At 60.6% G+C, this 25,863-nt stretch carries 23 protein-coding genes; 13 read left to right on the top strand and 10 right to left on the bottom strand.

Features of this window, described 5'->3' with window-relative positions:
* Window positions 1–88 precede the first annotated feature (88 nt).
* The gene (gene psmB, locus P1K32_RS01225) at window positions 89–808 is read right to left on the bottom strand and encodes an archaeal proteasome endopeptidase complex subunit beta (RefSeq protein ID WP_276250913.1); all 720 of its coding nucleotides are present in this window, start codon (window positions 806–808) and stop codon (window positions 89–91) included.
* 59 nt (window positions 809–867) lie between these two features.
* Entirely contained in the window at window positions 868–1,038 is a 171-nt protein-coding gene (locus tag P1K32_RS01220) for a hypothetical protein (RefSeq protein ID WP_276250912.1), read from the bottom strand.
* A 275-nt stretch (window positions 1,039–1,313) separates the two neighbouring features.
* Between P1K32_RS01220 and P1K32_RS01215 the strand changes: the two genes are divergently transcribed.
* Together P1K32_RS01215 and P1K32_RS01210 are read left to right on the top strand one after the other, a co-directional pair.
* Window positions 1,314–1,682, top strand: coding sequence for a DUF555 domain-containing protein (locus P1K32_RS01215; protein WP_220587239.1), 369 nt, complete (start codon window positions 1,314–1,316; stop codon window positions 1,680–1,682).
* Between the two features lie 126 nt (window positions 1,683–1,808).
* Window positions 1,809–2,351: a CBS domain-containing protein gene (locus tag P1K32_RS01210; RefSeq protein WP_220598900.1), complete on the top strand. Its 543-nt coding sequence runs from the start codon at window positions 1,809–1,811 to the stop codon at window positions 2,349–2,351.
* Window positions 2,352–2,658: 307 nt separating this feature from the next.
* Here P1K32_RS01210 and purM read toward each other — a convergent pair whose 3' ends face one another.
* From purM to P1K32_RS01195, 3 genes are all read right to left on the bottom strand, one after another.
* On the bottom strand, window positions 2,659–3,672 hold the full coding sequence (gene purM / locus P1K32_RS01205; RefSeq protein ID WP_276250911.1) for a phosphoribosylformylglycinamidine cyclo-ligase: 1,014 nt from the start codon (window positions 3,670–3,672) through the stop codon (window positions 2,659–2,661).
* Window positions 3,673–3,793: 121 nt separating this feature from the next.
* Window positions 3,794–4,432 carry a zinc metalloprotease gene (locus P1K32_RS01200; protein ID WP_276250910.1) on the bottom strand — a complete coding sequence of 213 codons (639 nt, stop codon included), beginning with the start codon at window positions 4,430–4,432 and terminating at the stop codon, window positions 3,794–3,796.
* Window positions 4,432–5,955, bottom strand: a complete 1,524-nt coding sequence (locus P1K32_RS01195; protein ID WP_276250909.1) for a TraB/GumN family protein — start codon at window positions 5,953–5,955, stop codon at window positions 4,432–4,434. Before P1K32_RS01195 ends, P1K32_RS01200 begins: the two co-directional genes overlap by 1 nt.
* A gap of 247 nt (window positions 5,956–6,202) precedes the next feature.
* On the opposite strand from P1K32_RS01195, the gene P1K32_RS01190 reads away from it, so the two are divergent.
* The 3 genes from P1K32_RS01190 (at window position 6,203) to P1K32_RS01180 (ending at window position 7,273) form a co-directional block, all read left to right on the top strand.
* A complete protein-coding gene (locus P1K32_RS01190; RefSeq protein ID WP_220587244.1) occupies window positions 6,203–6,478 on the top strand; it encodes a PadR family transcriptional regulator in 276 nt (91 codons plus the stop codon).
* A gap of 80 nt (window positions 6,479–6,558) precedes the next feature.
* Window positions 6,559–7,014 carry a DUF7992 family protein gene (locus P1K32_RS01185; protein ID WP_276250908.1) on the top strand — a complete coding sequence of 152 codons (456 nt, stop codon included), beginning with the start codon at window positions 6,559–6,561 and terminating at the stop codon, window positions 7,012–7,014.
* 79 nt (window positions 7,015–7,093) lie between these two features.
* A complete protein-coding gene (locus tag P1K32_RS01180; protein WP_276250907.1) occupies window positions 7,094–7,273 on the top strand; it encodes an HEWD family protein in 180 nt (59 codons plus the stop codon).
* 86 nt (window positions 7,274–7,359) lie between these two features.
* Here P1K32_RS01180 and P1K32_RS01175 read toward each other — a convergent pair whose 3' ends face one another.
* The gene (locus P1K32_RS01175) at window positions 7,360–10,380 is read right to left on the bottom strand and encodes an oligosaccharyl transferase, archaeosortase A system-associated (protein WP_419181055.1); all 3,021 of its coding nucleotides are present in this window, start codon (window positions 10,378–10,380) and stop codon (window positions 7,360–7,362) included.
* Between the two features lie 193 nt (window positions 10,381–10,573).
* Between P1K32_RS01175 and P1K32_RS01170 the strand changes: the two genes are divergently transcribed.
* From P1K32_RS01170 to P1K32_RS01140, 7 genes are all read left to right on the top strand, one after another.
* The gene (locus P1K32_RS01170) at window positions 10,574–11,635 is read left to right on the top strand and encodes a glycosyltransferase family 4 protein (protein ID WP_276250905.1); all 1,062 of its coding nucleotides are present in this window, start codon (window positions 10,574–10,576) and stop codon (window positions 11,633–11,635) included.
* A 26-nt stretch (window positions 11,636–11,661) separates the two neighbouring features.
* The gene (locus P1K32_RS01165; protein ID WP_276250904.1) at window positions 11,662–12,705 is read left to right on the top strand and encodes a glycosyltransferase family 4 protein; all 1,044 of its coding nucleotides are present in this window, start codon (window positions 11,662–11,664) and stop codon (window positions 12,703–12,705) included.
* Window positions 12,702–14,111 carry a sulfatase-like hydrolase/transferase gene (locus tag P1K32_RS01160; protein ID WP_276250903.1) on the top strand — a complete coding sequence of 470 codons (1,410 nt, stop codon included), beginning with the start codon at window positions 12,702–12,704 and terminating at the stop codon, window positions 14,109–14,111. Before P1K32_RS01165 ends, P1K32_RS01160 begins: the two co-directional genes overlap by 4 nt.
* Before the next feature lie 114 nt (window positions 14,112–14,225).
* The gene (locus tag P1K32_RS01155) at window positions 14,226–14,780 is read left to right on the top strand and encodes a methyltransferase domain-containing protein (protein WP_276250902.1); all 555 of its coding nucleotides are present in this window, start codon (window positions 14,226–14,228) and stop codon (window positions 14,778–14,780) included.
* Window positions 14,777–15,895: a sulfatase-like hydrolase/transferase gene (locus P1K32_RS01150; RefSeq protein ID WP_276250901.1), complete on the top strand. Its 1,119-nt coding sequence runs from the start codon at window positions 14,777–14,779 to the stop codon at window positions 15,893–15,895. The genes P1K32_RS01155 and P1K32_RS01150 overlap by 4 nt, the downstream gene beginning before the upstream one ends.
* Before the next feature lie 126 nt (window positions 15,896–16,021).
* On the top strand, window positions 16,022–16,858 hold the full coding sequence (locus tag P1K32_RS01145; RefSeq protein WP_276250900.1) for an alkaline phosphatase family protein: 837 nt from the start codon (window positions 16,022–16,024) through the stop codon (window positions 16,856–16,858).
* 3 nt (window positions 16,859–16,861) lie between these two features.
* Entirely contained in the window at window positions 16,862–18,307 is a 1,446-nt protein-coding gene (locus P1K32_RS01140; protein WP_276250899.1) for an oligosaccharide flippase family protein, read from the top strand.
* Window positions 18,308–18,352: 45 nt separating this feature from the next.
* Here the strand turns inward: P1K32_RS01140 and P1K32_RS01135 are convergent, their stop codons facing one another.
* The 4 genes from P1K32_RS01135 to P1K32_RS01120 all read right to left on the bottom strand — a co-directional run bounded on the left by P1K32_RS01135 (window position 18,353) and on the right by P1K32_RS01120 (window position 23,061).
* Window positions 18,353–19,744 (bottom strand): sulfatase-like hydrolase/transferase, encoded by a 1,392-nt coding sequence (locus P1K32_RS01135; protein ID WP_276250898.1) that lies wholly within the window; start codon window positions 19,742–19,744, stop codon window positions 18,353–18,355.
* Window positions 19,745–19,856: 112 nt separating this feature from the next.
* On the bottom strand, window positions 19,857–20,717 hold the full coding sequence (locus tag P1K32_RS01130) for a sulfatase-like hydrolase/transferase (RefSeq protein ID WP_379691325.1): 861 nt from the start codon (window positions 20,715–20,717) through the stop codon (window positions 19,857–19,859).
* A gap of 3 nt (window positions 20,718–20,720) precedes the next feature.
* Window positions 20,721–21,344: a sulfatase-like hydrolase/transferase gene (locus tag P1K32_RS01125; protein WP_276250897.1), complete on the bottom strand. Its 624-nt coding sequence runs from the start codon at window positions 21,342–21,344 to the stop codon at window positions 20,721–20,723.
* A gap of 580 nt (window positions 21,345–21,924) precedes the next feature.
* The gene (locus tag P1K32_RS01120; RefSeq protein ID WP_276250896.1) at window positions 21,925–23,061 is read right to left on the bottom strand and encodes a glycosyltransferase; all 1,137 of its coding nucleotides are present in this window, start codon (window positions 23,059–23,061) and stop codon (window positions 21,925–21,927) included.
* Between the two features lie 920 nt (window positions 23,062–23,981).
* On the opposite strand from P1K32_RS01120, the gene P1K32_RS01115 reads away from it, so the two are divergent.
* Window positions 23,982–25,553: an ArnT family glycosyltransferase gene (locus tag P1K32_RS01115; protein ID WP_276250895.1), complete on the top strand. Its 1,572-nt coding sequence runs from the start codon at window positions 23,982–23,984 to the stop codon at window positions 25,551–25,553.
* Window positions 25,554–25,863 lie beyond the last annotated feature (310 nt).

The raw sequence follows: 25,863 nt of genomic DNA, 5'->3' as shown, positions 1-25,863 counted from the left end.
CGAGTTCGGCCTTTTTAGCGTAGATTTTTGCAAGCGGGGGTTCCCGCAGGGCCGAAGGCCCGAGGAAACCCCCTGCAGTAAAAAGGTACTACTGTAGCAGCTCGTCGAAGTCGTAGCCGTTGATATCCACGCCCTCGCTCGTCACGTCGGCGAGGTAGATGCCGTTACCGGAGCCGGTGTCGCGCTCGGCGGCGGCGTTGATGGCGGCAGCGGCGACCTCCTTGGCTTCCTCGTTGGACATGTCGTCCTCGTAGCGGTCCTCGAGGGTCCCGTAGGCGACGGTGAGACCGGAGCCCGTCACCGTGTAATCGTCCTGCATGACGCCGCCAGCCGGGTCGATGGAGTAGACGTGGTGGCCGTCATCGTCGACGCCGCCGAGGATGGGATTGATAGCGAAGAAGGGACCCCCACGGGCGAAGTTCCCCGCGAGCGTCGAGAGGGCCTGCATACTCATGTCCTCGCCGCGGCGGGCCTCGTAGAGGTTGACCTCGGCCCGGAGCGAGCGGATAAAGGACTGGGCGCCGCCGACGCTGCCGACGAGGGTCAGGGCCGCGTTCGGGTGGATCTGTTCGACCTTCTGGACGTTCTTGTTGGAGACGAACCGACCGCCCAGCGAGGCCCGCATATCGGTGGCGATGACGACGCCCTCGCTGGTCGTGATGCCGATGGTGGTCGTCCCGGTCTTGTTGACTTTCTCGGTGTCCTGACCGGAGCGGTCGGGCAGCGACCCGACCTCCGGCTCGTAGGGGTCCGTCTGGAACCGGTCGGCTGTCGGTGGCTGGGAAAGCGGTGAGTTCGGCTCGTTCATTATCGCCCGGTAGCAGGCGGGCGCTGATAAAACTGTGGTGACGTGGCTGCGTATACCGATCACTCCCGGGACTGTTCGTAGGCCTGGTTGAGCCCGTTGACGGCGCGGTCGATGGGGAGGCGAACGCCGAGTCGCTCGGTGACCATCGCCACCGGCAGCAGGACGATGCCGGCGAGCAGGGTGAGCTGGTACAGTGCGAATATCGTTGCGGTGTGCAGTCGGGCAGCCATTGTCGCTTCACTCGACCGTGGGCCAAACCAGTATATAAGTGTTCGGGGCCGTACTGGTGTATGTCTGATAGTTCGTGAGAGATAGAGGCGCCGCCGTCTTGCGGTTCAGTCTGAGTTGTAGCTGGGGCAACTGAAACAGGTCTTCGTCGGGGTCGGGGCGTAACTCGGCGGCAAGGTTGGGCCCTACTTCCCATAACTTATGACGATAGTAACGGTGACGTGCGCGGCGGCCGCGAACCGCAACTAACGAGTAGCCAGCCTTCCTGAACTGAGTTATGAACTATCTCGTGGCGATGGAAGCCGCCTGGTTGGTCCGCGACGTAGAGGATATCGACGATGCTATCGGCGTCGCCGTCAGCGAAGCGGGCAAGCGCCTGAACGAGTCAGATATGGACTACGTCGAGGTCGAGGTCGGCGCGACGGGCTGTCCGGCCTGTGGCGAGCCGTTCGACTCGGCGTTTATTGCCGCCGATACCGCCCTCGTCGGGCTAGTCCTGGAGATAGACATTTTCAACGCTGAATCCGTCGAGCACGCCCAGCGCATCGCGAAAAGCGAAGTCGGCGGCGCCCTGCGAGACGTCCCTCTGAAAGTCATCGAAGTGTTCGAGACCGAGGAAGACGACGACGCCGAAGCCGAGGCCTGAGACGGATTGGTGTCGGGGGGTACCGGAACGGGCCGACTTGGGCGTCGAGCTATCCGAAACGATTCCAACACTCCGTCTGGCTGTGGGGACCCAGGGTTTTTTAATTACCCCGAGTTATGACGTACTATGGACTTGCCGACGCCCGAGGACCTGCGGGAGCGCCGAAACGAACTGGAGCTCACTCAGAGCGAGCTGGCCGAACACGCCGACGTCTCACAGCCGCTCATCGCCCGCATCGAAGGCGGTGACGTGGACCCACGCCTCTCGACACTGCGGCGCATCGTCAATGCCCTCGATGAGGCCGAGGGCGGAATCATCCGCGCCCGCGACGTAATGAATTCCCCTGTAGTGAGCGTGGCGCCGGACGACTCGGTCCACCAGAGCAAGGAACTGATGGACGAGAAGGGGTACTCGCAGGTGCCCGTCATCCGTGACGGCTCGCCCCAGGGGCTCATCGGCAACTCCGATATCCGCCAGCGACCGGAGGAGAACGTCGGCGAACTCCCCGTCGCCGAGGTGATGCACGAGTCCATCGCCACCGTCGAACCCGACGCCACCATCGACGAGGTCGACGCGTATCTCAACCACAACGCGGCGGTGATGGTCGTCGAGGACGGCCGAACCGTCGGCGTCATCACCGAAGCCGATATCGCCCGCACGGTCAGTTGAGTGAGCTACCCGGTGTATGTGTGCAGTTCTCACCTTCGTGCGTTAGGCGGCTACTACCTCGAAAAACCGAGTCACAACTATAATACGGGGATACGTGAATGATTTTATCAGTGACCATATCAGAGAGTTCACTGGATACTCATCTAAAGGCCGCCCTCCGGGAAGCGGAGGACGACTCGGCACGCTATCACATCCGAGCGGCTCTCCAGTTGCGAATCGCCGAAGAGACGGCTCCAGACACTCGCTGAGACGGGCCGACTGTCACTGAACGACCCATCCATCCCGTCTACTTCGCGAGTTCTCAGCTTCAGCACCGAAGTTCCAGCCCGCGAATCGAGACCGCTTCTTCGCCGTCCTCGACGTGTCCGATAACCCGGGCGTCTTCGCTCGCTTCGACGACTGCCTCGGCGTCAGCTTCCGGAAGCGCCGCGACGAACCCGGTCCCCATGTTGAACGTCCGATGCATCTCCTCGTCGTCGACGTTGCCCTCCTCCTGGACGAACTCGAAGACGGGCTGGGGGTCGAACGCGTCGGTAATCTCGTAGTGGACTGCGCCCATCCGCGTGAGGTTCGTCCACCCGCCGCCGGTGACGTGGGCGGCGGCGTGGGTCTCGGCGTCACGGAGCGGCGCCAACACCTCGCTGTAGATTCGCGTCGGGGTCAGCAGCGCCTCGGCGATGGACTGCTCGGGTTCGGGCGGGAACGGGTCGGTGTAGTCGTGATTTCTGGTCACCGCTTCCCGGGCAAGGGTCAGCCCGTTCGAGTGGATACCCGAAGAGGACCAGCCGACGATGGCGTCGCCGGGCTCGGCTTCGCCGGGGAAGACGGCGTCCTTGGGCGCCAGCCCGGCACAGGTACCGGCGATGTCTAGCCCCTTGATGACGTCGGGCATCACGGCCGTCTCCCCGCCGACGAGTGCGACGCCTGCGCGCTTGGCGCCCTCGCGTAGGCCAGCACCGATGTCCTCGCTCGTCTCCTCGTCCGGTGTCTCGACGGCGAGATAGTCGACGAATGCGACGGGTTCGACACCAGCGGCCAGCAGGTCGTTGGCGTTCATCGCCATGCAGTCGATGCCGATAGTGGAGTAGTCGTCGATGGCTTCGGCCACCAGCAGTTTGGTGCCGACGCCGTCGGTGGCCAGCGCCAGATACTGGTCACCGATGTCCACGAGGCCAGCGTAGTCGCCCTCGAACTCGCCCGCTGCGCCGATGAGCGCCTTCGTAGCCGCCTCGCTCGCGTCGATGTCGACACCCGTCTCCGCGTAGGTCAGCCCCTCCTCCTCGTCGCCCGCTTCGTCCGGGTTCGCGTTGTCCTCGGTCATACCGAAGACGGTGCGTGGGGCGGGCAAAAGAGCATCGTTCCCCCGGTGCGGTGGCGTCCACGTTCGCTTCGACCAGCGCCGAGAGCCGACGGCTGTCTCGAAAGTCCCACTCACGCGCTGTCTAGAGCACGAACAGTGCGCCCACCGCGAGGACGAGCGACGGAATCGCGACGACGGCCCAGACGAGCGTGCTCCAGGCGCGAATCTTGCGACCGTCCAGCGGGCCGAAAGGAAGCATGTTGAACCCCGCCAACAGGAGGTTTATCTGGAGGCCGCGAGTGGCCAGGTCCGCCAGAAAGCCGCTCGTCCCGGTGGTCAGAACGACGAAAAACGGAAGCAGGAAGACGACCGAGAGTAGGAGGTTCGTCACGGGCCCCGCCAGGGCGATGAGGCCGTTCTGTTTCGCGGTGAGACGGCCGCGGTGGACGACGGCCCCCGGCGCGGCAAAGAGGAAGCCGACGAGCGCGCCGACGACGGCGAACCCGAGCATCCGGTAGTCGGCCCGAAACGCCGCGACCTGGCCGAACCGGACCGCGACCACTTTGTGTGCGATTTCGTGGAGCAGGAACCCGACGCCGACTGTCAGCAGGCTTATCACGAGCGTCTCGGCGACCACAGCGGGGTCGAGCCCCCCGATATCCCCGCCCAGATCGAGTGCGGCGACGAGCTCGCGCTCTAAGAGGAGCGTGAACGCGACCCCGAGTGCGAGCCACGCGATGGCGAGGTCCCGTAGCTCCCGCTGGCTGAACCGGAGCTCCATCACAGCACCCCGACGAGTATCTGGGCCCCCTGCTCGATACCGGCCCAGAGCAGCCGTGTCACACCGTCGATACCACCGATGTCAGCCGCCAGATAGGGCAACAGGAGCGGAAAGACCACGTAGGAGGCGACAGCGCTCCCGACGTTGGCCAGTGCGACGATGAGGATGAGCCGGAAGAGCGGGACGGCCCGCATCCGCGCCATCAGGTCGGCGATGGGAGCCTCCTCGTCGCTCAGTATCTCGTTGAGTTTCCCGATGTCACCGACGTTGACGGAGATGTACCGCAGTTCGACGTAGCCGGCGAACCAGCCGGCCGCAAGCAGTGGGAAGAGGCTCGTCAGCCAGCCAAAGAGGCCCGCCGCGGCGGCGGACGACCAGTGTGCGCCCGCCAGCTTCGCCAGGCCGCCCGCACAGACGGCGTTGACGACGACGAGCGCGACGAACAGCTCGAGCAAGACGGCCTGACTCGCACCGCCGAGGACGAGCAGGCCGAAAAAGACCAGGAAGGCAAAGCCGATAGCGTAGCCCACGAGCGTGTACAGTGAAAACCGGCCGCCGCTCTCGGTGCCGACCAGCGAGTCCATCGGCGGGAGTTCCTCGGGGTGGTCGAGGTAGCGCTCGATACCCTCCCGGTGGCCCGCTCCAACGATGGCGACGACGTGATAGCCCGCTTCGCGGAGTTCGACCAGCCGGTGAGCGATGAAGGCGTCGCGCTCGTCGATGAGGGCCTCGGCGCCGCCGGGGGAGAACTGCCGGAACTCCTCCATCATCGCGCTCACGACGTCGGTGTCGGTCATCTCCTCGATGTCGAACGCCTCGACGGTCTCGGGATCGCCGCGCAGGCGTCCCAGCAGATAGGCGAGCGGGAGTCCAACGACGAGACTCGCCGTGACGATGACGAGCAGCGTATCGAGCAATCCGACGAGGGCGCCCGGTATCGTCCCGCCGAAACCGCCCGCGGGAAGCAGAACGGTCCCGAGGAAGGCGCCGGCCACCACGGCGAACCCACCGCCGAAGACGGCACCGACGGTCAGCCCGACGGTGAGTGGCGGGCCCAGCTCGCCCAGCAGACTCCCCAGCAACGTCAGCTTCTCACGGGCCGTCAAACGGGCCCAGAACCGCTGGACGGTGGTCTGGATGTCCCGGTCGACCAGGGCCAGCCCCAGGCCGAGCTCCTCGGCGGTGTCGATGGCGGCTTTCATGTCGGCGCCGGGCTCGACGTCGAAGCGGTCGCCGAGTCGAGCCTGGACGTAGGACAGCATCCAGTAGGCCAGAAACTGAAAGACTGTGTTCCCCTGGAGGAGATCGCTCGCTTCGAGGTCGTCCGGCGTCTCTCCCTGCATCTGGCGGTACCGGCCCTCGTCGAGTTCGACGGCCACGACGTCTGGACGCCGCTCTTCGAGTGTCGATTCCACTTCCTCGACGCTCTGCTCGGAGACGTGGGCGGTCCCCACGACTTCGACGGACCCCTCGCCTCTCGGCTCTGGAAACTCGTCGTCCGCCGACGCCGCGTGTTCGGTCATCACGCCCGGCTACACAGTCACTTCCTTTACCGTTGTCGGGTCTGTCCACGGAGTTCGGTCGGCCCAGGTAATGACAGACTGTAAAGAGATGCCAGCAATCTGCGCCTCGTTGCCAGAAAATTACTACTAAATTACAGGACGGTATAGGAGTAACCACTATACGGCGACGGCTAACCCTATGGTAAGTTACTTACCAATATTTTAGCAACTATGATATGTGTGGACACCAACTGATAAACTGAGACACATGCACGACCTGACTGGGTTCCAGCGTGACCTGTTGTACGTAATCGCCGGACTGGACGAACCGCACGGACTCGCGATCAAGGAGGAGCTGGAAGGGTACTACGAGAGCGAGGTCAACCACGGGCGGCTCTACCCTAACCTCGATACACTCGTCGAGAAAGGGCTCGTCGAGAAGGGCCAGCGGGACCGGCGGACCAACTTCTACACGCTGACCCGACGCGGCGAACGCGAGCTCGACGCGAGACAGGACTGGGAGTCACAGTACGTCGCGGCCTGACAACAGCGGGCTGGTCACCGCCGGGGCGGCCAGCAACTGCAGTCGATGACGTTTATCTTTCTCGCTGTCGAAGGGTGCCTATGACACTGGACGTTCCTGTCCCCGACCGGCCGACGCTCTCGACAGCCGTCGAGGCGACGGAGTACGACGACGTGGACGTACAGGGCGACGAGTACCGACGCGAAGAGCTCGCCGAGGCCCTGGCCAACGGCGCCTGGTCGGACGCGTTCACCGAGTGGGCAGCCGACACCGGTATCAGCGAGGAGACCTGGGCCATCGTCACCGACCTCGAACTGATCGCCGAGTTCGATTTCTTCTGGGACTCCTTTGCGGGACGGGTCGGCTACCATGCCCCCGGACTGCCGGAGAACTGGCGTGAGCGGGAGATACATCCCGATATCGAATCCTGGGAGACCGTCTCGTCGATAAACGCCGGGCTGACCGAACTCGGACAGGTCGTCTGTGACGTGCTGGCCGACGAGTACCTCGACTGGGAGGCCCAGGAGGTCGACGCCGGCGACCTCCCCGACTTCTAGCGCGACCCACCGCTCGATCAATGGGTAAAACCCTGCGTGGACCGGCACGCTGATAACTGTTCACGGGCTTGGCTCAGACATGACAGCGATTACCTCACCACGCGAACGGGAGTGCGAGCGCTGCGGACGACACGACGTGTGGGACGACGAGGAGATAACCTGGCGAATCGCCGTCGTCGACGACGAGAAACGGTCGGGCAATCCGCACTGTCTGCACGAGTGGGACATCAACGGGACGTTCAACCCGGTCGACTCCTGACGAGTTGCGGCACCGTCGGTTGTCGCGGACAGTTCTGTCAGTCGGTTCTTCCGACAGGAGCGCAGCGAAAAACGAGTCGGTAGTGCCTACGGCGCCGGTTTGGCTACCGGTCGCGACAGGCTCCCCGGGGCAGTCGTGGACGTCTCACCGGCCGATGAGCCGTCAGTCGGGCCGTCTGTTGTCGTGTTCGTGCTGGTTTCGTTAGTCTCGACCGTCTGGTTGTTTTCCGGTGTGGTGAGCTCGACCGTCGTGGCCGACTCGTTCTCGCCGAGTACCTGCCCTTCAGTGACCGATGCGGTGCCGTTGAGCGGGATCGTCGCCTGCACACTGACGGGGACACTGAACTCGTATGGCCCCTCGGCTCGGACGCTCACGTCCGTGTAGCCCTCGTCGGTGCCCCAGGCGTCGTAGCCGGTCGTCGAGTACGGCACGGTCATCTCGAAGCGCCCGTCGGCACCCACGTCGACTCGCTGGGTGTAGGTGAAGTTCTCTCCAGTGACGTTGTTGTGCATCGGAACGGACGCCTCGATAGTGGTGTTTGCCGGTGCGGTGCCCTCTATGGTTCCGCCCTCAACGCGCTCGAATATCTTCGTCCACGCGGGGTTGGTGTTGTCCATGGTATCAGCAACCGGGTCAGGCGTACAGTACGTCTGGTTGCCGACGGGCATGACCGTCTGGTTCCCTGCACAGGTACCGTCCCGGGCCTGCTGGCTGGGTAGCTGACCGAAGGCAGACTCGATGAGCTGGAACTGATTGTGCGCGTCGGAGCTGTAAGCGCTTCGCTCGCTGGAACCGACGTACCGGTAGTGTTCTAGGGCCGGAACCCGCTCACCGGGCTGGGCGCCGAACCCACCGATCTGTGAGGTCGCGTCCGAATCGGTGTAGTTACGGGCCGCCTCCATCGTCCTGAACCGCTTTACAGCGGGGGTACCATCCGAAGGTGTCGCTCGGACGGTTTGGCCCTCCTGCGTGGTCGCCGTTTCCCAGTCGACGACGTAGACGAACGGCTGGCTCGCACTCTGTGGCTCCTTGGCGCTGCCGTGGTACTCGTAGAGCCGGACGACCATACTCTCGTAGTAGTCCTGTGTCCGGTAGTTGAAGTACTGCTGATTCTGTTGACTGCGAATCGTCCCGTAGTAGTCGTCGGCGGAGACGTTCGACTTATCGTAGAACCGGGGCGGTGCGAAGAACTTCCCGCCGGCCGCGCCGTAGGTGTTTGCCATCTTCCAGTCGACGGCAACGTACCGGGTCTTCGCGTCGTCCTCGTCGGTCTCGTTGAGCACCGAGTTAGCCTGCGTCTCGGTTGGCGAGAGCAGGAAGTTCGCGGCAGTTCCCGCTCCCTGCTGGAACGGGTTCGCGTTCGGAATACGCTCGCCCTGCACCGTGATGATGTGGCCGTAGTCCCACCACGACATCACGCCGTACTCGCCTTCGCCGTAGTCGTAGTCGTCCCGGTCGGCGTAGGTTCCGTAGTACTCGAGCGTCCCGTTATCGCCGGTCCCGTAGGCGCCTTCCTCCGGCGAGTTCTCTTCGAGCCACTCCATGCTCTCCGTCCAGGCAGCCGGCTCCTGACCGGGAGCGGCCCCATCGCCGACGTCCATTGCGGTCGGCGAGACTAGCAGGAGCGTCCCGAACAGTATCAACACCACAGAGGCGATGGTGATGACCTCGTAGGCCTCGACTCCATCGTCGAAGGAGAAGTCGGTCCAGCGGACCACGTAGTCGACGGCGATTGCGGAAAGTGCGGCCACTGGGAAGACGAGATAGACGCCGAATCGGACCTGCGTGAACGATGCGGCCAGGATGAACGCGAACCAGACGACTATGAGGAACCGCTCCGCGCTCGCGTCCCGGTCGACAATCTGGTTGAACAGCACGAGCAGGGCGCCGATAATAGCAGTAAACAGCGCGAGCCCGTGGTACTGGTAGAGGCGGCTCGGCTCACTGAGCGGCGTCGCTTCGCCGATGGAGGTCTGTTTCGCGGCCGGGCTCGACGTGAAGCCGATAACCCGCAGGACCTGGTTGACGAAGTAGTTGAACAGGTCCGGCGTCAACACTGCAGCCAGTATCGCTAGCGTCGCCAGGATCCCACCGACGATGACCGGGTAGAGGTTCCGGTCGTAATCGTTGGCCTCGATGAAACGAGCGAGCCAGGCCATGAACACACAGCCACCGGCGATAGCTGCAGCCAGCAGCACCTGCAGGAGCGTGTGGTCCGTCGCCGATATGGTCAGCTGCTGGAGGACCGCCAGCTGCAACACGGCGACCGTTCCCATACTCACAGCGCCCACGATAGCGGTGTGTTCCGGGCTCTTTCCACGGACGAATTCGATGGTCAGCCAGAGCAGGAAGAAGGCCCCGAGGATACCCAGTAGGAGGACGGCTGGCGGCCACGTCCAGAGATACAGCGATATAGCGACGCCCGCGAGCATCGAGTAGCCGACCGTCGCCCTGAGCGCCGGGACGTCGCGGTCGAGAAACTGCTCGTAGACCGGCTTGTCACGTTCGCCGACTGATAGTGCGACCATCACGGCGAGGACGGAGGTCACCTGCAACAGCCCTTCGGCGACCTGGTGGTCGTACACCCCAACCAGACTCCGCTGGAGGAAGAGACCTGCCGAGAGGGCGAGTATAACCGCTGCGGTCACACCGCCGATACGACCGGCCAGCCGGCGACCCATGTAATAGGTCGGAATCGCCGCAACCGCCCCCATCACAACTGGCGCGAAGAGGGCGACCATCGCAACCGTATGCGCGCTCGGGTCGCCCAGACCGATGATGATGGCGATAGTCCCGAACACCTGGTCCATCAGCGTGCCGAACTGGCCCGTACGGGTACCATACGGAAAGTACGTCCACGGGTCAAAGGGCATCGTGGCCGGCCAGTTCTCTACAACGTACATCGTCGAGCGGTAGTGGTACCACGGGTCAGTCCCGCTAAAGAGGACCTCACCGTCGACGATGTACGACGAGTAGTTCTTGGCTCGGTTCCATAGCATGAACCCGAGTACGAGGAGGAGGGCTGGTACGTGATACCATGTTTTGACCCTGTCCAGCGTGGACTCAGGTTCGGGGTTTTCGGCGGACGTCCCCCGTGAGTGACTCATTGGTCTGAGACACTGCCAAGGCCCGCATAAGCCTTTTGACCTCGCCTTGTTCTCAATGCATAATTGTCGAAAGTGCTCACCGTACCGGTGGTGAATCCTACGCAACAGCAGACCCGGTCGCCCTCCTGCCCTACTCTAAGCCTGGGCCTCTCCCGAACGCCAGATTGAATTCAGTTTGGCTCGCAGTCGAACCATGTCCAACCGGACGTGCGTGCTGTTCCAAGGGTCGGGACCACACTCCGCTCACCGACAGTTCTTCGAACCGTTTGACCCCGTCTACCGACACTTTGAGACCGGCCGCCCCCCGGAGCCGGGGACCAACCACGACACCGGAAGCGAACTGGACCGGATTCGGACCGGCCGTGCGTTGGACCCTTCGTTCGACCTGATAATCGCTGAAGGGACCGCCGCGCTGCAGACGCTCGTCGCCTACCGGTACCTCTCGAACATAGGCGCCGAAACTGTCTTTCTCGCTGCCGACGAGACGTTCTACCAGGTCCAGGACAAGCCAACTCGGTTCCTCTGGCACGGACTCGCCCCGCTCACCAACCGGATCGACCTCTGTGTATCAATCAGTGACCTCGTGACCGAGTGGCTCAGGCCATTCCTGCCCGGCGTCCCCTGCCGTGTCGTCCACCCGACCACGACACCCGAAAAGTTCTCCGACCTGCTCTCGACTGACCCAGCCTGCTCCGGGGACCCACTCACACTGCTCTCGGTGGGCGACGCTAGACCCATGAAGAACTACCGGGTGCTGGTCGAGGCAGTTCAGTCCCTGGTCAAAGACAAGGGTATTGACATGAGATTGACCATCGTCGGGGCCGGCCACCCGGAGAAACCGTACGCGGACGAACCGTTTATCTCCACGCCGGGCCGAGTTCCGATCGACGAGTTCGCTGATCACCACGCATCTGCAAGCGCGTACGTCCAGCCCTCAATTGGCGATGGGTTCGGGGTTGCCGCACTCGAGGGTATGCTGGCCGGTCTCCCGACGATTGTTACCGAACTGGTCGGTGCCAAGCAGTTGCTCGCGGACGAGTGGGTCACTGACCCGACAGTCGAGGGCCTGGCGTCAGCGATCGAGACCCTGTCGTGTATGAGCCGTGCGGAACGTATCGAAGTCGGCCGGTCGAACCGAAACAAGGCCCAGTCGTTCACGCCGTCTGCCCAGACGGACGCCTTCCGGGATGCCGTCGCGTCAGTGACCGGCGTTGCTGCCGACTTGACCGCCGGGGACAAAAAAAGTGGTATTTAAACACCTACAGGGTGACCGAGTAAACGATGATTGAGGATGCTGATCCGGAGGGGTTTTCCCCGGCCTGTATGTTGTTTCAGGGCGCCCATGCCCACCCCTCTCACCAGGTGTTCGCGGACTCGATAGGTGCCGACTACAGACACTTCGAGACTGGCCGTCTCCCGGATGGCGACAGGAACCAGGATGTCAACAGCGAACTCGAACGGGTCCGGACCGCCCGGTCACTGTCCGACCACTACGAGATCGTCGTCGCCGAGGGGACGGCACCTATCCAGACGGCGATGGCCTACAGGCTGCTCGGCAACTGGGATACGAACGTGCTCTACCTGGCAGCTGACGAGACCTTCTATGCACTCGAGAGCCTGTCAAGTACGCTGCTTTGGAACGCTCTCAAGCCACTCACTGCTCGACTGTTGGACGGGGTCGTCGCCGTCGGCCAAGACGTCTATGACTGGTCGAAGCCGTACCTGGGGGAACGGCCAGTCGAAGTGGTTCACCCACCGATTGACGACGACAAGTACGAACTGCTGTCGGACCTCTCGCCGAACTCACCCGACGAGGAGTTTCTCTTGCTGTCGGCGGGTACCACCAAGCCCACGAACAACTACGACAAGCTAGCCGCTGCGACCGAAGAGTTGGTCGACCGAGGCCTCCCAGTCCAGACGGTCGTTCTCGGCGCAGACCACCCGAACGAACCTTACTCCGACCTCGACGCGGTCTCGACGCCCGGCTTCGTCGATCTTTCGGAGTTCCGCTCGTACTTCGAGCGAGCCAGCGTCTACGTCCAGCCCTCGGTCGGCGACTCCTTCCCGGTCGCGGCCCTGGAGGGTATCCTCTCGGCGACGCCCACACTCGTGACCTCCGGTGTCGGCGTCCGGGAATTGCTGCCAGACTCGCAGGTTGTGGCCCCGACGATAGAAGGGCTCGTCGACGGGATTGAAGCCCACTACGCAATGCCGGCGGCGGAGCGGCGTGAACTCGGAGCTGCTCAAAGATCCCTGGTAGAGAATCTGACCGTTGCGAATCAATCGAAACTATTTCGACAGGCTGTAATCAACCTAACCGCATGACCTCCCGGAACGTTGTCTTGATTATCTTGGACACGGTCAGGAAAGATTATTTCGACAAATACGCACATCGAATCCGGGACAGGGCCGACGTGTCGATAGAGAACGGACGGGCTGCAAGTTCTTGGAGCGTCCCGAGCCACGCGAGCATACTGACCGGGGAACTGCCGCACGTCCACGGCATCCATACCCACGACCGGTACTTCGACAACCTCTCACGTGAGCAGACGTTCCTCTCGTCGCTCCCCGACCACATCGCCCTCGGTGCGAGTGCGAACGTCTTCGCCAGCGCCACTTTCGGCTTCGACTCTGTCTTCGATGACTATTCTGACATCGCCCAGCACCGCCGGTTCCCCGAGGGGATGGACATGGAGCGTTTCATCCAGACCAGGGAACGGGAGGGGCTGCTCAGATTTTGGGAATTCATAGACGCGGCCAGGCGCACCGACCACCCATTACAGAGCCTGGCAAATGGCATCACATTCAAGCTTGACGACCTCATGCTGAAACTCCCGCTCCCGAAACTGACCGACGACGGGGCCAAACTCGTCAAGCGGGAAGCGCTCCGCAAAGTCGAGGAGCACAGCGAGCCCTTCTTCCTGTTTACCAACTTCATGGACGCACACGCTCCCCTGAAACACCTTCTCGGATTCGACAAGTCCATGCACTCGGCCCCGTACGGTTGGTCTTCACGTGACTTCGAGCAGTGGCGGGTTATCCTGGACGGAATAGACGAGGACAACGAGGCCGACGTCCAGAACCACCGCGAACTGTACGCGTGTGCGATCGACTATCTCGATCGCCAGGTGTCGGCGTTCATTGACGAGGTCCAACAGCAGACCGAACGCGAGACGACCTTCGTGATCACCGCCGACCACGGTGAAAACCTCGGATTCGAGGGCGACAACGGGTTGTTCGGTCACACGAACAGTTTGACCGAGGCTCTGTTGCACGTCCCCTTCGATATCGTCAACCCTCCGGGAGACGAAGAGCGAGAGATCTCGGAGTACGTCTCTCACCTCGACCTAGGGGAGTTAATCGTTGAATTCGCGGGCGGGAACCTCGCCGTCCCCACTCACGACTCGATCCCAGCGGAAGTCATCGGCAGCGGTGTCGGTGATCCACCGAACGACGACACAGAGTACTGGGACCGGATGATCCGCTGTGCGTATCGGGGCGACACGAAGATCGAGTGGGACTCCCAGGGCGGCAGCTATCGATACTCCCTCGATCCGGACCGGCCAAGCTGGCAGGAACTCGACGCTGAGGATGTCAGTGTTCCATCGTGGGCCAGCGAGCACTTCAAAGGCGACGTCGCAGAGCTCAAGGAGCGAGCGATGGCCCAAGAGAGCAGCCGGGAGGTCGACGCGACAACCGAGGAGCGGCTGAAAGACCTGGGGTATATGTGACCCGACGCAATCTCTCGTCCGGTCGGGCCATCGGTCTCTCTTCGAGCCCCCACGGACACACAACGGCAAGCATCCATAAAGATGGCCGTACTACAAGACGGAGGCAGCGATAGCGTGGAGGTGAGAAAGCGCGTACTGAACTTAGGCGCGGGCGAGTCAGCAACCGGCGATGTCAGGTTTGACATCTCACGTCACGGTCGGCCAGACGTCCAAGGGACCGCAGCCGAGCTACCGTTCACGGCGAACGCGTTTGACCAGGTTGTCGCCGACCAGGTACTCGAACATCTATCGTCCGAACAGGTGATCGCGACACTGAACGAAGTCCACCGTGTCCTCCGACCAGGGGGGAGGTTTGAGATTTACGTCCCACACGCAGACTCGCGGCTCTCCCAACAGGACCCGACCCACCGGTCGACTTGGACTTACCGGACCGTCGACTACTTCACCGACGGGAACTTCGCGTGGTACTTCGAGAACGAACCGTTCGAATTCACGCTTGCGGAGCGCGAGGTCAACGTCTGGGTCCACCCGGAACGACCCTTCAGCGGGATCCGATCGAAGGAAATACAACTACGCCACCGGCTATTTGGGACCGAAGACGAATACGCGTTCGAATCGGATGTCGACGCCTCACTCCGATTCATATTACAGAAGCCACCGGAAAAATGACCACTCACAACACACTCCTGGTTACGGCTGACTCCCTCAGGCGGGATCACTACGAGTATATGCCAAACACTGCTGCGTTTTTGGGGGACTCGGAACCGTACGCGTTCGCTACGAGTACAGCTACAGCCGGGAGTTTTCAGTCAATCATCGGTGGCTACTACCCCGACGGGGCAGGTCTGATCGCTAACAAGTCGGTCGTGACCCGTATGCCCAACGACTACCGGGTGGGGCTGACTACCAACCACCTTCTTTCAGAACGGTACGAGTACGATGTCGGATTCGACCACTTCGCGGCTCCGTCACCGTCCGACGAGGGGCTCAAGGGGACGGTCCAGCGGGCGCTCACGCCGGGAAGCGTTCCTCACAGTGTCGCCGTCGCGGGCTACAACACGTATCAAAAAATCCGGTCCGCGCTGTCGTCTGGTGATATAGAGCGGGAGTACAGACCTGCTGCCGATGTCATTGATGAGTTCCAGCGCGCCGTCGAGGGGGTCGACGACTGGTTCGGTTGGTTGCACTTCATGGAACCGCACCACCCGTACAATCCGCGCGACGGGCCCGTCGACAGGACCACGGCACAGGCGGTCTCGAGGCGTGTCCTCGCCGGGAACGGCGACCGAGATGACAAGGAGCTGGTCCGGGACCTGTACCGAGCCGAGATCGAGGAACTAGACGAAGAACTCGCTCGGCTCTGGGAGTTCGTCGATGAGGAGACGCGTGTCGTGTTCTGTGCTGACCACGGCGAGTGCCTCGGTGAACAGGGCACGTGGGGGCACCCGGGAGAACTCAGGATGGAGACCCTCCACGTCCCACTTGCGACCCGGAACGCCCCGGAGACAGGAGATCTCGTCTCGCTTGCCGACATACCATCGCTGCTGCTGGGCGAGCCACACGAGGAAGGTACGTTCGACCGCGACGTAGCGTTTGCCACCTACGGCGACCGGAAAGCCGCGATCGACGAGACCCACATCCGGACTGAAGCGGGCACCTTCACTCACGACGGGGAAGCAGTCGATGGGGCGCCGCTAGACCGCGCCTACGCCCGGTTCTCTCCGGCCGGGTTCGTCAATGAGGACGCTGATCTCGAAGACCTAGAGGCGCTCGGATACGTATGACGCCGACCGAACGTAAGTGACTTCATGGGATTCACACAGTGGCTCGATCGGACACGTATGCAGATCCGACGGTACGGATACCGTCGCGGCACCGTCGGGTCCGCCATAGCGCTGCGGTCGGGACTGATGGCACGCCTGGGGCGGGTCCTGCCTAACAGCGGCGAATACATTTTCGACCGGGAGTGGGACGGGCTGATCGTCCTGGACGCTTGCCGAGTCGACGCACTCGAAGAGGTCGCCGACGAGTACGAGTTCATCCCGACCGACATCTCGTCGATCGTCTCGCGTGCTTCTATGTCGGAGACATGGCTCCGTCAGAACTTCACGGCGGACTTTCTCGACGAAATCGAAGGAACGGCCTACGTGAGCGCAAACGGCCACACCAACGGTTTCGAGACCGGCGAGTTCGGTGTTTCGGCGGACGACTTCGAGACGCTGGAGACGGTCTCGGAGTACGCTTTCGACGAGGAACTCGGTACGATTCCACCACAGGCAGTCACCAACGTGGGTATCGACTACCTCAGGAACGCCGATCCCGACCGGTTCATCCTGCATTATATGCAGCCTCACACCCCGTACCGCGGTCTGGACCTGGAAGGCGCCCGCGGGGACGGGTCGCTGTTCCGGGAGAACGTCTGGGACCTGATGCACGTGGGAGAACTGTCTCGCGACGAGGTCTGGGAACACTATCTCGACACCCTGCGGTGGGTGCTCGACGAGGTCGAGATCGTCTTGGAGAACGTCGACGCGGAATCTGTCGTCATCACGGCCGATCACGGGGAATGTTTCGGTGAGCGCTGGATGTACGGCCACCCGCGCCACGGGCGGGTGGATGCACTGCGAGAGGTGCCCTGGATAGAGACACAGGCGACCGACGAACGCACTTACACGGCCGAATCGGTCGACAAGTCAGCCGAGACGGCCTCACTTGAGGAACAACTAGAAGCGCTCGGCTACCGATAACAAATGAACAAGATCAAGAATCTTGACCTCGGCCGGGAGGTTCTCGGGGGGACCCTGGCGAAGGTGGTAATGGCACTCGCCGGATTCGTCGGGACGGTCCTGTTCGCTCGCGTGCTCGGACCGACGACCTTCGGTGGGGTGGGCATCGTCATCACACTGGTCAAACTGTTCGATAAGCCGATGGCGGGCTGGGGGGTGGCTGGAAAGAAGCGTGTCTCCGAGAACCCCGATGACACCAGCCAGATACTCGGCGCCCAGATCCTCGGCAACCTCACCTGGCTCTCGGTAGCCGCCCTCGGAACGTTTCTCTTTGCCGACCTGGTCGTGTCCTACACCGGTCTCCAGCGGGCCCCGCTGTTCATCGTCACCCTACTGGGGTCCGTTGGAGTATTCAGCACGTTCCAGTCGCTATTGAAAGGCCACGGGCGAATCAATCTGGCAACGTGGATCGACACTGTCCGGTCGTACCTGACGACACCGCTGCAGATCGGCCTGATACTCCTCGGATGGGGCGCCGGGGGGATGGTGTTCGGCCTCGCGCTCGCGTCGGCCGCGCTGATCCCCGTGACCCTCTATTTCCTGGGCGCCGTGCCGGCCCTTCCGGGTCGAGAACTGCTCCGGAGCCTTTGGTCATACGCCAAGTATAGCATTCCCAGTACGGCGTTCAACCATGTGTACAACCGGATCGACATCCTGATACTAGCGACGCTAATGTCGCCGACTGCAGTCGGTTACTACGATGTGGCGTGGAAACTGACCCTGCCGGTGATGTTCGTCGCCCAGACAGCCGGGTCGGCGCTGATGTCGAAGATGTCGGCGCTGGATGCGGCCGACGAGGCCACCAACACCGATATTGTCAATACGTTGTCGTTCTCCGGGGTGTTGGCGGTCCCAGCGTTCGTCGGCTTTCTGCTGCTGCACACCGAGGTACTCGTCACGGCGTTCGGGTCCGAGTACACTTCCGCCTGGCCGCTGCTGATTGGACTGGCTGCCTACCGAGTGGTCGCTACCCAGAGCCAGCCCCTCATCAACGCGCTCAACGGCCTCGACCGCCCCGACATCACGATGTGGATCACGGGCACAACGGTCGCCGGAAACGTCGTGCTCGGAGTCGTACTGACGCTTTACTACGGCCCGGTTGGGGTCGTCATCGCCACGTTCCTCGCCGAGTTCGCACGCTACATCGCCGCGATAGTGATCATCCACCGGGAGGTCACCCCCTTCTCACCGGTCTCGAAACCGGTCGTCCAGCAGATCGCATCGGCTGTCGTAATGGGGGCGGGCGTCGCTCTGACACAGCAGTTCGTGACCGTCGCTAGCTGGGTCGATCTCGGCATACTCGTTGGGGTTGGGGCGGCCGTCTACTGGTTGGTGTTGCTCAGTATTTCAAAACAGTTGCGCACCACGCTCCAAAGTGCCTTTGTCGGGATGCCGATCGACCTCCCCTGACGACGCCCAGTTGTGTCCTCCGGTTCAGCTTGTTCGACGCTTGGCTCACCGGTAGCCGAGGCGTTCGAGCCGGCTCTCTACGTCGGCGTCGACTCGCAATGTTTCCTCTTGTTCGCGTGCGGTCTGGGCGAATTCGCTCAGCGATACCGAGAACGCCGTCTCGATTCGCTCCTGATCGATTTTTCGGTCGTCGAGGACGGACTGGGCGTTCGGTGCCCCCCCAATATCGTAGACAGTGCGGTCGCCGTCGCTCGTCCAGACCACCTTCCGGTCCCCGACGTACGCCGCCCGACGGGCGGGTTGAACGCCCCTCAGATCTTCGCTCGTCCCGTCTGCGCTGTGGCCGGCGATCTCGGCGGTCACGAGCTCGCGACCTGGGGGTCGTGGTTGGTCGTCGTCGCGGAGTTGCTTGACAATTTGGCCCAGGTCCAGAAGCGAGGTGCGAACAGTGGTCTCGCCCGGCTCGACAGGCCCAATAACGTCGAACGGAACGTGCAGCAGTCCCTCGGATAGGCTGTTCGTGTGCCCGATCATGTGGTCGTCGTCGGGGAAGCCGAGGTTCTCTCCATGATCGGAGGTGATAACAAGAATAGTGTCCCGTTCGAGGTGGTCCTGACACCAGATCGCCAGGTCGGCGACTATGTTGTCGAGGTACGCGATTGCGCCGCCGTACAACCCGCGTATGTGCTCGACGGCCGCCTCCTCGCCGCCCAGGTCCGTTGCGGCGTTGATTTCCTCCTCGTCCACATTGAGTGATGTAAATGACGCGGGTGCGTCGTGGTGATCGTCATTGATCCCCCGGAACGGCGTGTGGGGGCTGTGTGCGTCCATGAAGTTCGCGAACACAAAGGTCGGCTCTGAGGCCCCGTTGAGTTCGCTCCGTACCCGGCGGGCGATGGCTGCCCCGCCGAAGTCGAACGGCTGTTTTATCGAGCGGCCTTGCGTCGCCTCGTAGCACTTGAACAGGACTGCGTTTGCGACCGAGTGGAGTGGATTAGGGTGGTCCAGGGCCGCCCCGATGAAGTCTACTATCCCTTCACCAGCGTTGTTCCTAATAAACCCGTTCACATCTATACCCTCTGGTAGGCGACACGACGGTGAAATCGATGTACAGTCGTCGAACAGCGTATCGAAGCCGAACGCGGGGCTGGCGAACGTGTTCGCGGAGACCGCGACTGTGCGGTAGCCGTCGAGTCCGCCGAGCCAGGTGTTCTCGGGACCGAGGGTCTCGAAGTTTCTGTTGTACGTGTGGATATCTGTCTCGCTGGGGAGCCGACCACCGAACATCGCCGCGTGACTGGGAACGCTCCACGAGGACGCCGCCCGCATCTCCTGGAAACGGTAGGTCGCGAGCTCCGAGAGTCGGCTGGCGAATCGCTCGTAGAAGTCTTTTCGAACCGTGTCAAGGCAGGCGACCACGACGTGGGGATCAGTCATGTCTTCGGCACCTTCGGTTTCTATACAGCCAAGCGTCGCTTTATTCTTCTGACCTAGCCGCCTTCCAGTATGGGATGCCCAACGACGACCGGGAGCTGAAAGCGGGTCCCCGCTACATATACCCCAGTTCTTCCAGATGTTCGACTGTCTTTTGGTCGAGGCCGAACGACTCATCCCCCTCAGCTCCCCGGTACCGTTTGTGGTTCTCTTCCGGATGCCCGACCAGTGACACGATGCGCTCTCGCATCTCTGTTCGGACGTCTTCGTTGTTCTCGACGACGTTCCGTTCTTCACTCGGGTCGGCCACAACGTCGTACAGCGCCGGTCCTGTCGAGACGTCTTCGAGCAACCGCCAGTTGTCTCGGACGAGACTCGCCTGATAGCTCCCCCACTCCGATCTAGTCGCGTCGCTGTACTCCTCCCAGGGCGTTATTGAAACCTGCGTGTCCAGTCCATAATACTCGGTCAGGGCCTCGCCCTGTGGTTTCATATACGGGTCCTGGTCGGGGTCGACGCCTTTTCCTAGTCTCGTCAGGTGATCGAACAACTGGCGGAGTTCCGTGACGCCGTCCTCACGGTGGCCATCGCCCCACGGATAACGGATCAGCAGTGGGACGTGACAGAGCCGGTTGTGTATCCGGCCTTGATGTCCCCAAAGATTCCACTCGCCGAAGAGGTCGCCGTGGTCTGCAAGCACAATGAAGACGGTGTTCTCCAATTCGCCTTCCGCCTCGAGGAACCGATAGAATGACTTGATCTGGTCGTCCAGATAGCTGATCGTCCCGTCGTACAGGCCCTGCAGGATCTGTCGCTCGCGCTCGTCGAACCCCTTCCCCGTTATTGTTCTTCCGACGTGGTTTGCGTCAACGGCGGCGTTCATCTCGTTTATCGTGACGTCGTCTGGAAGAAACTTGTCGATGTATCCCCGCGGCGGCCGGTACGGTTGGTGAGCCTCGAGGAAGTCGAGGAACAGGAATTACGGAGAATCCGCCTCTGTAACGAGGCTCTGCGCGCGAGATAGTGTTTCACTTGCTCCGTTATCGGTCCAGAAGCCGCGACGCCGGCGGAGCATCTGGTACTGGTGGTAAACAGCGTTCGGAATCGACTTCAGCGACCGTTTCGAAAGCGCCAAGTGTGCAGCCGCAAGGTAGCGGCTGACAGTCGAGTCGTAGGTATCTGCCTTTCGCCGCTCTTCCATCTCCTCGAACACCGGGTCGTCCTCGAAGAGAAATCCGCGCGACCGGTTCTCGATCCGGGTCCGGGTATCGAACGAGTCCGCGATGCCGAACCCGTCGGATGCCCCGATGTGCGCCGATATCGTATGGGTGGAGTAACCGGTCTTCTGGAGGTTGTCCATGAACGTCGTGTCGCGTATCTTTTTGCCCCAGTCGACAACTCCATGTTCTGAAGGGTACTTTCCGGTGAAGAGAGACGAACATGACGGCAGCGTCCAGATGGACGAGGCGTAGGCTCTGTCGTAGACGACACTTTCCGCCGCGAGATCCTCGAGGAACGGCGTCGTTTCCCTGTCGTAGCCGTAGCAAGACAAATGATCTGCCCGGGTCGCGTCCAGCAGAAGCATGACGACATTCGGCTTCATCTGGTGTAGTACTCTCCACCGCGGAACTTCGTTCTGACGGTGGTCGCCGAAACACCTCCGCAAGCCCCCCGACGCGGTCACGGTCTGTGGTGTCACTTACTGCCCAGCGACGAAAGCTGATCGTCGACGCCGACCCGTTTTTCGGGGTCGTCTTCTCGAGTTCGTAGGTCGGGCTGTATGATTCCGGTTCGCGTGCGCATACTGGTAGGGCACTAGTTTCAACCGTGGTGTCGAGACCACCCGTCATACCTCGTCCGGGAACGGGTCGTCATTGGCGACGACGGACCGCGACTCGTCGTCTCGACAGCCATCCAGGATGACGAGCACGTCCTAATCCCGCACCCAGACCGAGACCCGCCAGTTGGGGCGGGAGAACGCACGCTTGAGAAATCTTGCTAGAGATTCTGGATGGCACCTTTCGCGCTAATACTGTGACCCGAGTTTGAATATTTCCGTCTGCTTTCCGCGAGCCAGTCGGAGAACGACACGTGAGAACGGAGCGATGGCAGCTAATTTAAGCGTTTTGAGTCCCTGATTTTTGCGCCGTACTGTCCCAGTCTAGCGGACTCCGAGAGCCATGCTACCTGTCCGCCTGGATTCCGACAACACGGCGTAGGTCCCGCTCGAAGTTCTCGTACCGGTACTTCGATGCCATCGATTGGATCTCATCGTGGTCGTAGTCGTCCGGGTCGAAGGCCCGCACCGTCTCACGGAGTGAGACAACAGACGGCTCAAACAGCTCGCCCGTCGTCCCTTCTGTGACCTGATATCTCGTGAACCCCTCGTTTACACCGATCAGCGGCTTCCCGGCCAGCAGTGTCTCCGCTCCTACCATCCCGAAGTCCTCCTGTTTGGGTGCATAGACCACCGCTGTCGCTCGGGCGACGAGCGACTCGATGTCCTCGACGAATCCACGTATCTCGATGTTATCGTGGCCACGGGCGATATTCTCCAGTCTTTCTCGCTGCTCCCCATCGCCTGCGACGACAAGTCGCTCGTCGAGTTCGGTAAATGCCTCTACAATAAGTTCAATCCGCTTTTCCGGTGCGAGTCGCGACCACGTGAGGAAGTACCCATCATCGTCTTCGTGTCGCCAGTCGCCGCTTATCGGCGGGTAGACGACTTCGGCGTCCCTGTTGTAGTACTTCCGGATGCGATCCCGGATGAGTTCGCTGTTGGCGACGAAGGTGTCGACGTAGTCGTTAGCCTCCTTGTCGAGTGCGCGCCAACACTTCGCGTAGGCCTTCAGAACGAACCGGACGCCCGGGTAGTCGAACGAGGAGAGGCGGTCTTGAAAGAGGTCGTATAGCCACCGCGGTGGACTGTGCGGGTAGTGTACGATCCGCTGGTCCGTGCTCGGCACATAGTTCTTGCTCAGGGGGGCACTGGAGAGGACTACGTCGTACTCTTGCAGGTCTGGGTGGGCGTCGGTCATGTCCATCGCGACGCTGAGGGTCTCTAGCGGGTTTGTGCCCTCGTTCTTCCAGCCGAGTACCTGTCTCGAGAGCTGGCCGGTGTACTTGTCCTGACGGATCGGGACGACGTCAATGTCATCTGGGATTTCCGTCCCGGGATAGACGTACATCGTGTAGAGGGGTGCGTCGAGCACCCGGGCCGCCTCAATGGCGAACTTCTCCCCGCCCCCGATTCCGGGGAACCGATCGTGGAGGATTGCCACGCTGTCTGTCGTGTTCTCTCTCGTATCGGAATCACTCATGGTGAATCGTGGGGTAGGCTCATTCGTAGGCCTTCCGTAGTGGCGTCGACGGACAAATCCAGGAACAGAGTTCAGAAGCGCAAGACAGCGAAAGCGATAGCGGAGACGACTACTGAAGTAGTGTGACGGGAAGTCATAGATATAAGTCGCGTTCCGGCAATAAAAAACCTCTGAGACCGGCCCCGTCCCGGTTCAAGAAGTGATAGAGTGGCGAACGCAACCTTATCTGGAGACGAAGGAAGGTCGATAGTGGTCGCCAACCAACACAGCACAGTAGTGGTTCCCACTGGCAACGAGTCCGAATATATTGGAAGCGTGATTAAACACCGTGCGTTCTCTCGTCACAATAGCACCTCCGGTTGTTTTCCGCCTCGAGGCTCGTTCATCGTGGTATCTCCAGATACCGCTGAGCGTGTCAGCGTCCGCTAAAATGGGAATATGGTAGTGGGTGGTCCAGATCTGAACCCGACACAACGGTAGTTTCCCTTCGTTTGATGCTACTGCTCGTCACCACCGTTAGCTATGCTCGCGCTGACGTGATTACGGCCACACGAAGGCTATAACGTTTCTGCATCACTCCCCATCCGAAGGGAATACGAATCAAGTCATTTCACAAGGTAACCGAAATCTCACGGCGACAACATCAGAAAAAGTGCTCGCCCCTCCGTCGTCACTCGACTGAAAGTCCAAATGATAGCATCGGCTTATACGGAACCCTTTGTCAAAGGAATGTGGGGGGACTCATCACTGTAAACTAACAAAAAGGTGTCTTAGCTAAATACGAAAGTCATATCATTGTCGAATCTGTATCCATTCCACAATGTCCTATATTTTACAACCGCACTATCTCACACGGGTGATCGGTTGGTGAGTCTCACAGCGCTGCGTAACCGGATCGATTCGTGGTCCGTAGAGACTAAATGGGCACTCATACTCGGCGGAGCTTTTTTTTTGCCACGTTTGGATTCGGTTTAATATACCCACAGCATACTGATGCCCCAATCCATATCATCCGCAGCCAGTGGATACTCAATCATGGATGGTTCCCATTTGATGAATACGCGTTCGATCAGAAGAAGTCCTACGTTTACCCACCAGCGTTTCACGTTTTAGGAGCAGTATCGAAAAAGCTGACAGGGTCGTATCTCGCGGCTCCTGCAGCTTCCGGTGCTTTCTCAATTGTTCTCACATACCGACTCGTGAGTCTCTGGTACAATCGAACTCTGGGGTTGTCGACGGCGCTCGTATTGGCGCTCAACCCATTTTTCGTGCTCTGGAGTGCGCGTATGTACGTTGGTACGACAATAACTGCCGGGTTTCTGCTTACGATGGTGTTGTATTTCACGTATTTAGAACGTGATGATCGACGCTACCTTTATGCGGCTTTCATTACCGGAGGTGGGCTCTCGGCAGTGAAGACCTACGGACCGCTTGCAGCGGGCATTATTCTGTTCCATTTATTATGGATACGTCGTGATTCTCTCACTGAAACGCTTCGGACAACGGCGACCCCACTGGCTGCCGGAGTTCTCGCGTCACTGCCGTGGCCAATCCGTAACATATTGTTGACCGGTAGTCCCGTGCCGAAAGTTACCGGACGCGATGTTGTTGGCAACACTCAACCACCTGTAAACGGAATCCACGTACTGGTTCCGACATGGAAAGAACTCCAACTATTTTTCCCTCGTGCACTCGGTATACAGCCTCCTCAGGCAGTCACAGACCAACTCGGGAGTCTTCATTCGTTATTGCCGATTCTATGGCTTGCTTTGCCACTGCTAATTGTTTTTGTAATGGTCTATGGCGTTCGAACGAACCGCCTCAACGTCGCTGCCCGGATCTGGTTTGCCACGTTCGTTCTCCTATATTTCGTCCAGCGAGTCGCTTCAGGTGGTGGGACCGCACTTAAATACAGACACTTCGTAACACTAACACCAATATTTTGTTTGACATTAGTAATGGGATACCGTAGCCTCCCGGTCAACGTAAATTTAAAACGTGTAGCTGGTGTGTTAATAGTGCTTACTCTCTTGACCCAGATGGGTGCTGTAGCAGCGGTTCAGACAACATATATGCAGACTACATGGGAGCCTGCAACAGAGTGGGTAGATGAAAACATCGAGCACGACGAAGTGATATATATGTCACGAGACGATCGCGGGATGGCATATCGCGTAGATCCACAATACAAATTTATCACTATCTCATCAAAAGAAGGTTACATTCATCCCTCTGAGAACTTCACTGAAGTTGTTAGTGATCGAGCCGACTGGGTGATTTCCAACGATGACGCTGACCCGAGAGCACAGGCTCGAATCGACAATGCGCTTGCTTCTGGGACCCTGAGACATGCTGAAACTATCGAAGTAACGAAGAAAATAAAATTCGGAGGGACCACGGTAACTACGCTTGATCGGACATGGTATTTCTATAAAGTCGTTAACAGTACCAATAAAAAAGAACAGCATAGTTCTGAAACCATCCGCGTTTAGCTAAGAGAAGAACTGCCCTACACTGGCCGTTTTGACGACGTCATTGTCGGAGAAATGAGGAAACCGAGTCCGTGTACAACGAGGCCCTTCATAGATAGTACCGTTAGGAAAACTGCTCTGTCTGTAATTGACCCCGATACCGCCCTCAAACGAGTGGAATCTTTCCACTCTTTGGCTTACCCGAATACAGATGAGCGAGTGACCAGCAACTCGGGCGCAACGGTGGCAGGGTGCTCGTTTCATCACAGACGACTGCTAACCGGGAGCAATTGGCACATGTTCGACACTGTGGGCTGGTAGCGCAGACTAT

Origin of the sequence: Haloarcula rara, from assembly GCF_029338235.1 — an archaeon.
In the GTDB taxonomy this organism is placed as follows: domain Archaea; phylum Halobacteriota; class Halobacteria; order Halobacteriales; family Haloarculaceae; genus Haloarcula; species Haloarcula rara.
The sequence above is the reverse complement of the archived record's forward strand: the minus strand, read 5'-3'. Positions and strand labels throughout refer to the sequence as shown.

What these genes read in the sequence shown, in the direction of transcription:
- psmB (WP_276250913.1), bottom strand. Translation starts at nt 808, where the DNA reads ATGAACGAGCCGAACTCACCGCTTTCCCAGCCACCGACAGCCGACCGG.
- P1K32_RS01220 (WP_276250912.1), bottom strand. Translation starts at nt 1,038, where the DNA reads ATGGCTGCCCGACTGCACACCGCAACGATATTCGCACTGTACCAGCTC.
- P1K32_RS01215 (WP_220587239.1), top strand. Translation starts at nt 1,314, where the DNA reads ATGAACTATCTCGTGGCGATGGAAGCCGCCTGGTTGGTCCGCGACGTA.
- P1K32_RS01210 (WP_220598900.1), top strand. Translation starts at nt 1,809, where the DNA reads ATGGACTTGCCGACGCCCGAGGACCTGCGGGAGCGCCGAAACGAACTG.
- purM (WP_276250911.1), bottom strand. Translation starts at nt 3,672, where the DNA reads ATGACCGAGGACAACGCGAACCCGGACGAAGCGGGCGACGAGGAGGAG.
- P1K32_RS01200 (WP_276250910.1), bottom strand. Translation starts at nt 4,432, where the DNA reads ATGGAGCTCCGGTTCAGCCAGCGGGAGCTACGGGACCTCGCCATCGCG.
- P1K32_RS01195 (WP_276250909.1), bottom strand. Translation starts at nt 5,955, where the DNA reads ATGACCGAACACGCGGCGTCGGCGGACGACGAGTTTCCAGAGCCGAGA.
- P1K32_RS01190 (WP_220587244.1), top strand. Translation starts at nt 6,203, where the DNA reads ATGCACGACCTGACTGGGTTCCAGCGTGACCTGTTGTACGTAATCGCC.
- P1K32_RS01185 (WP_276250908.1), top strand. Translation starts at nt 6,559, where the DNA reads ATGACACTGGACGTTCCTGTCCCCGACCGGCCGACGCTCTCGACAGCC.
- P1K32_RS01180 (WP_276250907.1), top strand. Translation starts at nt 7,094, where the DNA reads ATGACAGCGATTACCTCACCACGCGAACGGGAGTGCGAGCGCTGCGGA.
- P1K32_RS01175 (WP_419181055.1), bottom strand. Translation starts at nt 10,380, where the DNA reads ATGAGTCACTCACGGGGGACGTCCGCCGAAAACCCCGAACCTGAGTCC.
- P1K32_RS01170 (WP_276250905.1), top strand. Translation starts at nt 10,574, where the DNA reads ATGTCCAACCGGACGTGCGTGCTGTTCCAAGGGTCGGGACCACACTCC.
- P1K32_RS01165 (WP_276250904.1), top strand. Translation starts at nt 11,662, where the DNA reads ATGATTGAGGATGCTGATCCGGAGGGGTTTTCCCCGGCCTGTATGTTG.
- P1K32_RS01160 (WP_276250903.1), top strand. Translation starts at nt 12,702, where the DNA reads ATGACCTCCCGGAACGTTGTCTTGATTATCTTGGACACGGTCAGGAAA.
- P1K32_RS01150 (WP_276250901.1), top strand. Translation starts at nt 14,777, where the DNA reads ATGACCACTCACAACACACTCCTGGTTACGGCTGACTCCCTCAGGCGG.
- P1K32_RS01145 (WP_276250900.1), top strand. Translation starts at nt 16,022, where the DNA reads ATGGCACGCCTGGGGCGGGTCCTGCCTAACAGCGGCGAATACATTTTC.
- P1K32_RS01140 (WP_276250899.1), top strand. Translation starts at nt 16,862, where the DNA reads ATGAACAAGATCAAGAATCTTGACCTCGGCCGGGAGGTTCTCGGGGGG.
- P1K32_RS01135 (WP_276250898.1), bottom strand. Translation starts at nt 19,744, where the DNA reads ATGACTGATCCCCACGTCGTGGTCGCCTGCCTTGACACGGTTCGAAAA.
- P1K32_RS01125 (WP_276250897.1), bottom strand. Translation starts at nt 21,344, where the DNA reads ATGAAGCCGAATGTCGTCATGCTTCTGCTGGACGCGACCCGGGCAGAT.
- P1K32_RS01120 (WP_276250896.1), bottom strand. Translation starts at nt 23,061, where the DNA reads ATGAGTGATTCCGATACGAGAGAGAACACGACAGACAGCGTGGCAATC.
- P1K32_RS01115 (WP_276250895.1), top strand. Translation starts at nt 23,982, where the DNA reads ATGGGCACTCATACTCGGCGGAGCTTTTTTTTTGCCACGTTTGGATTC.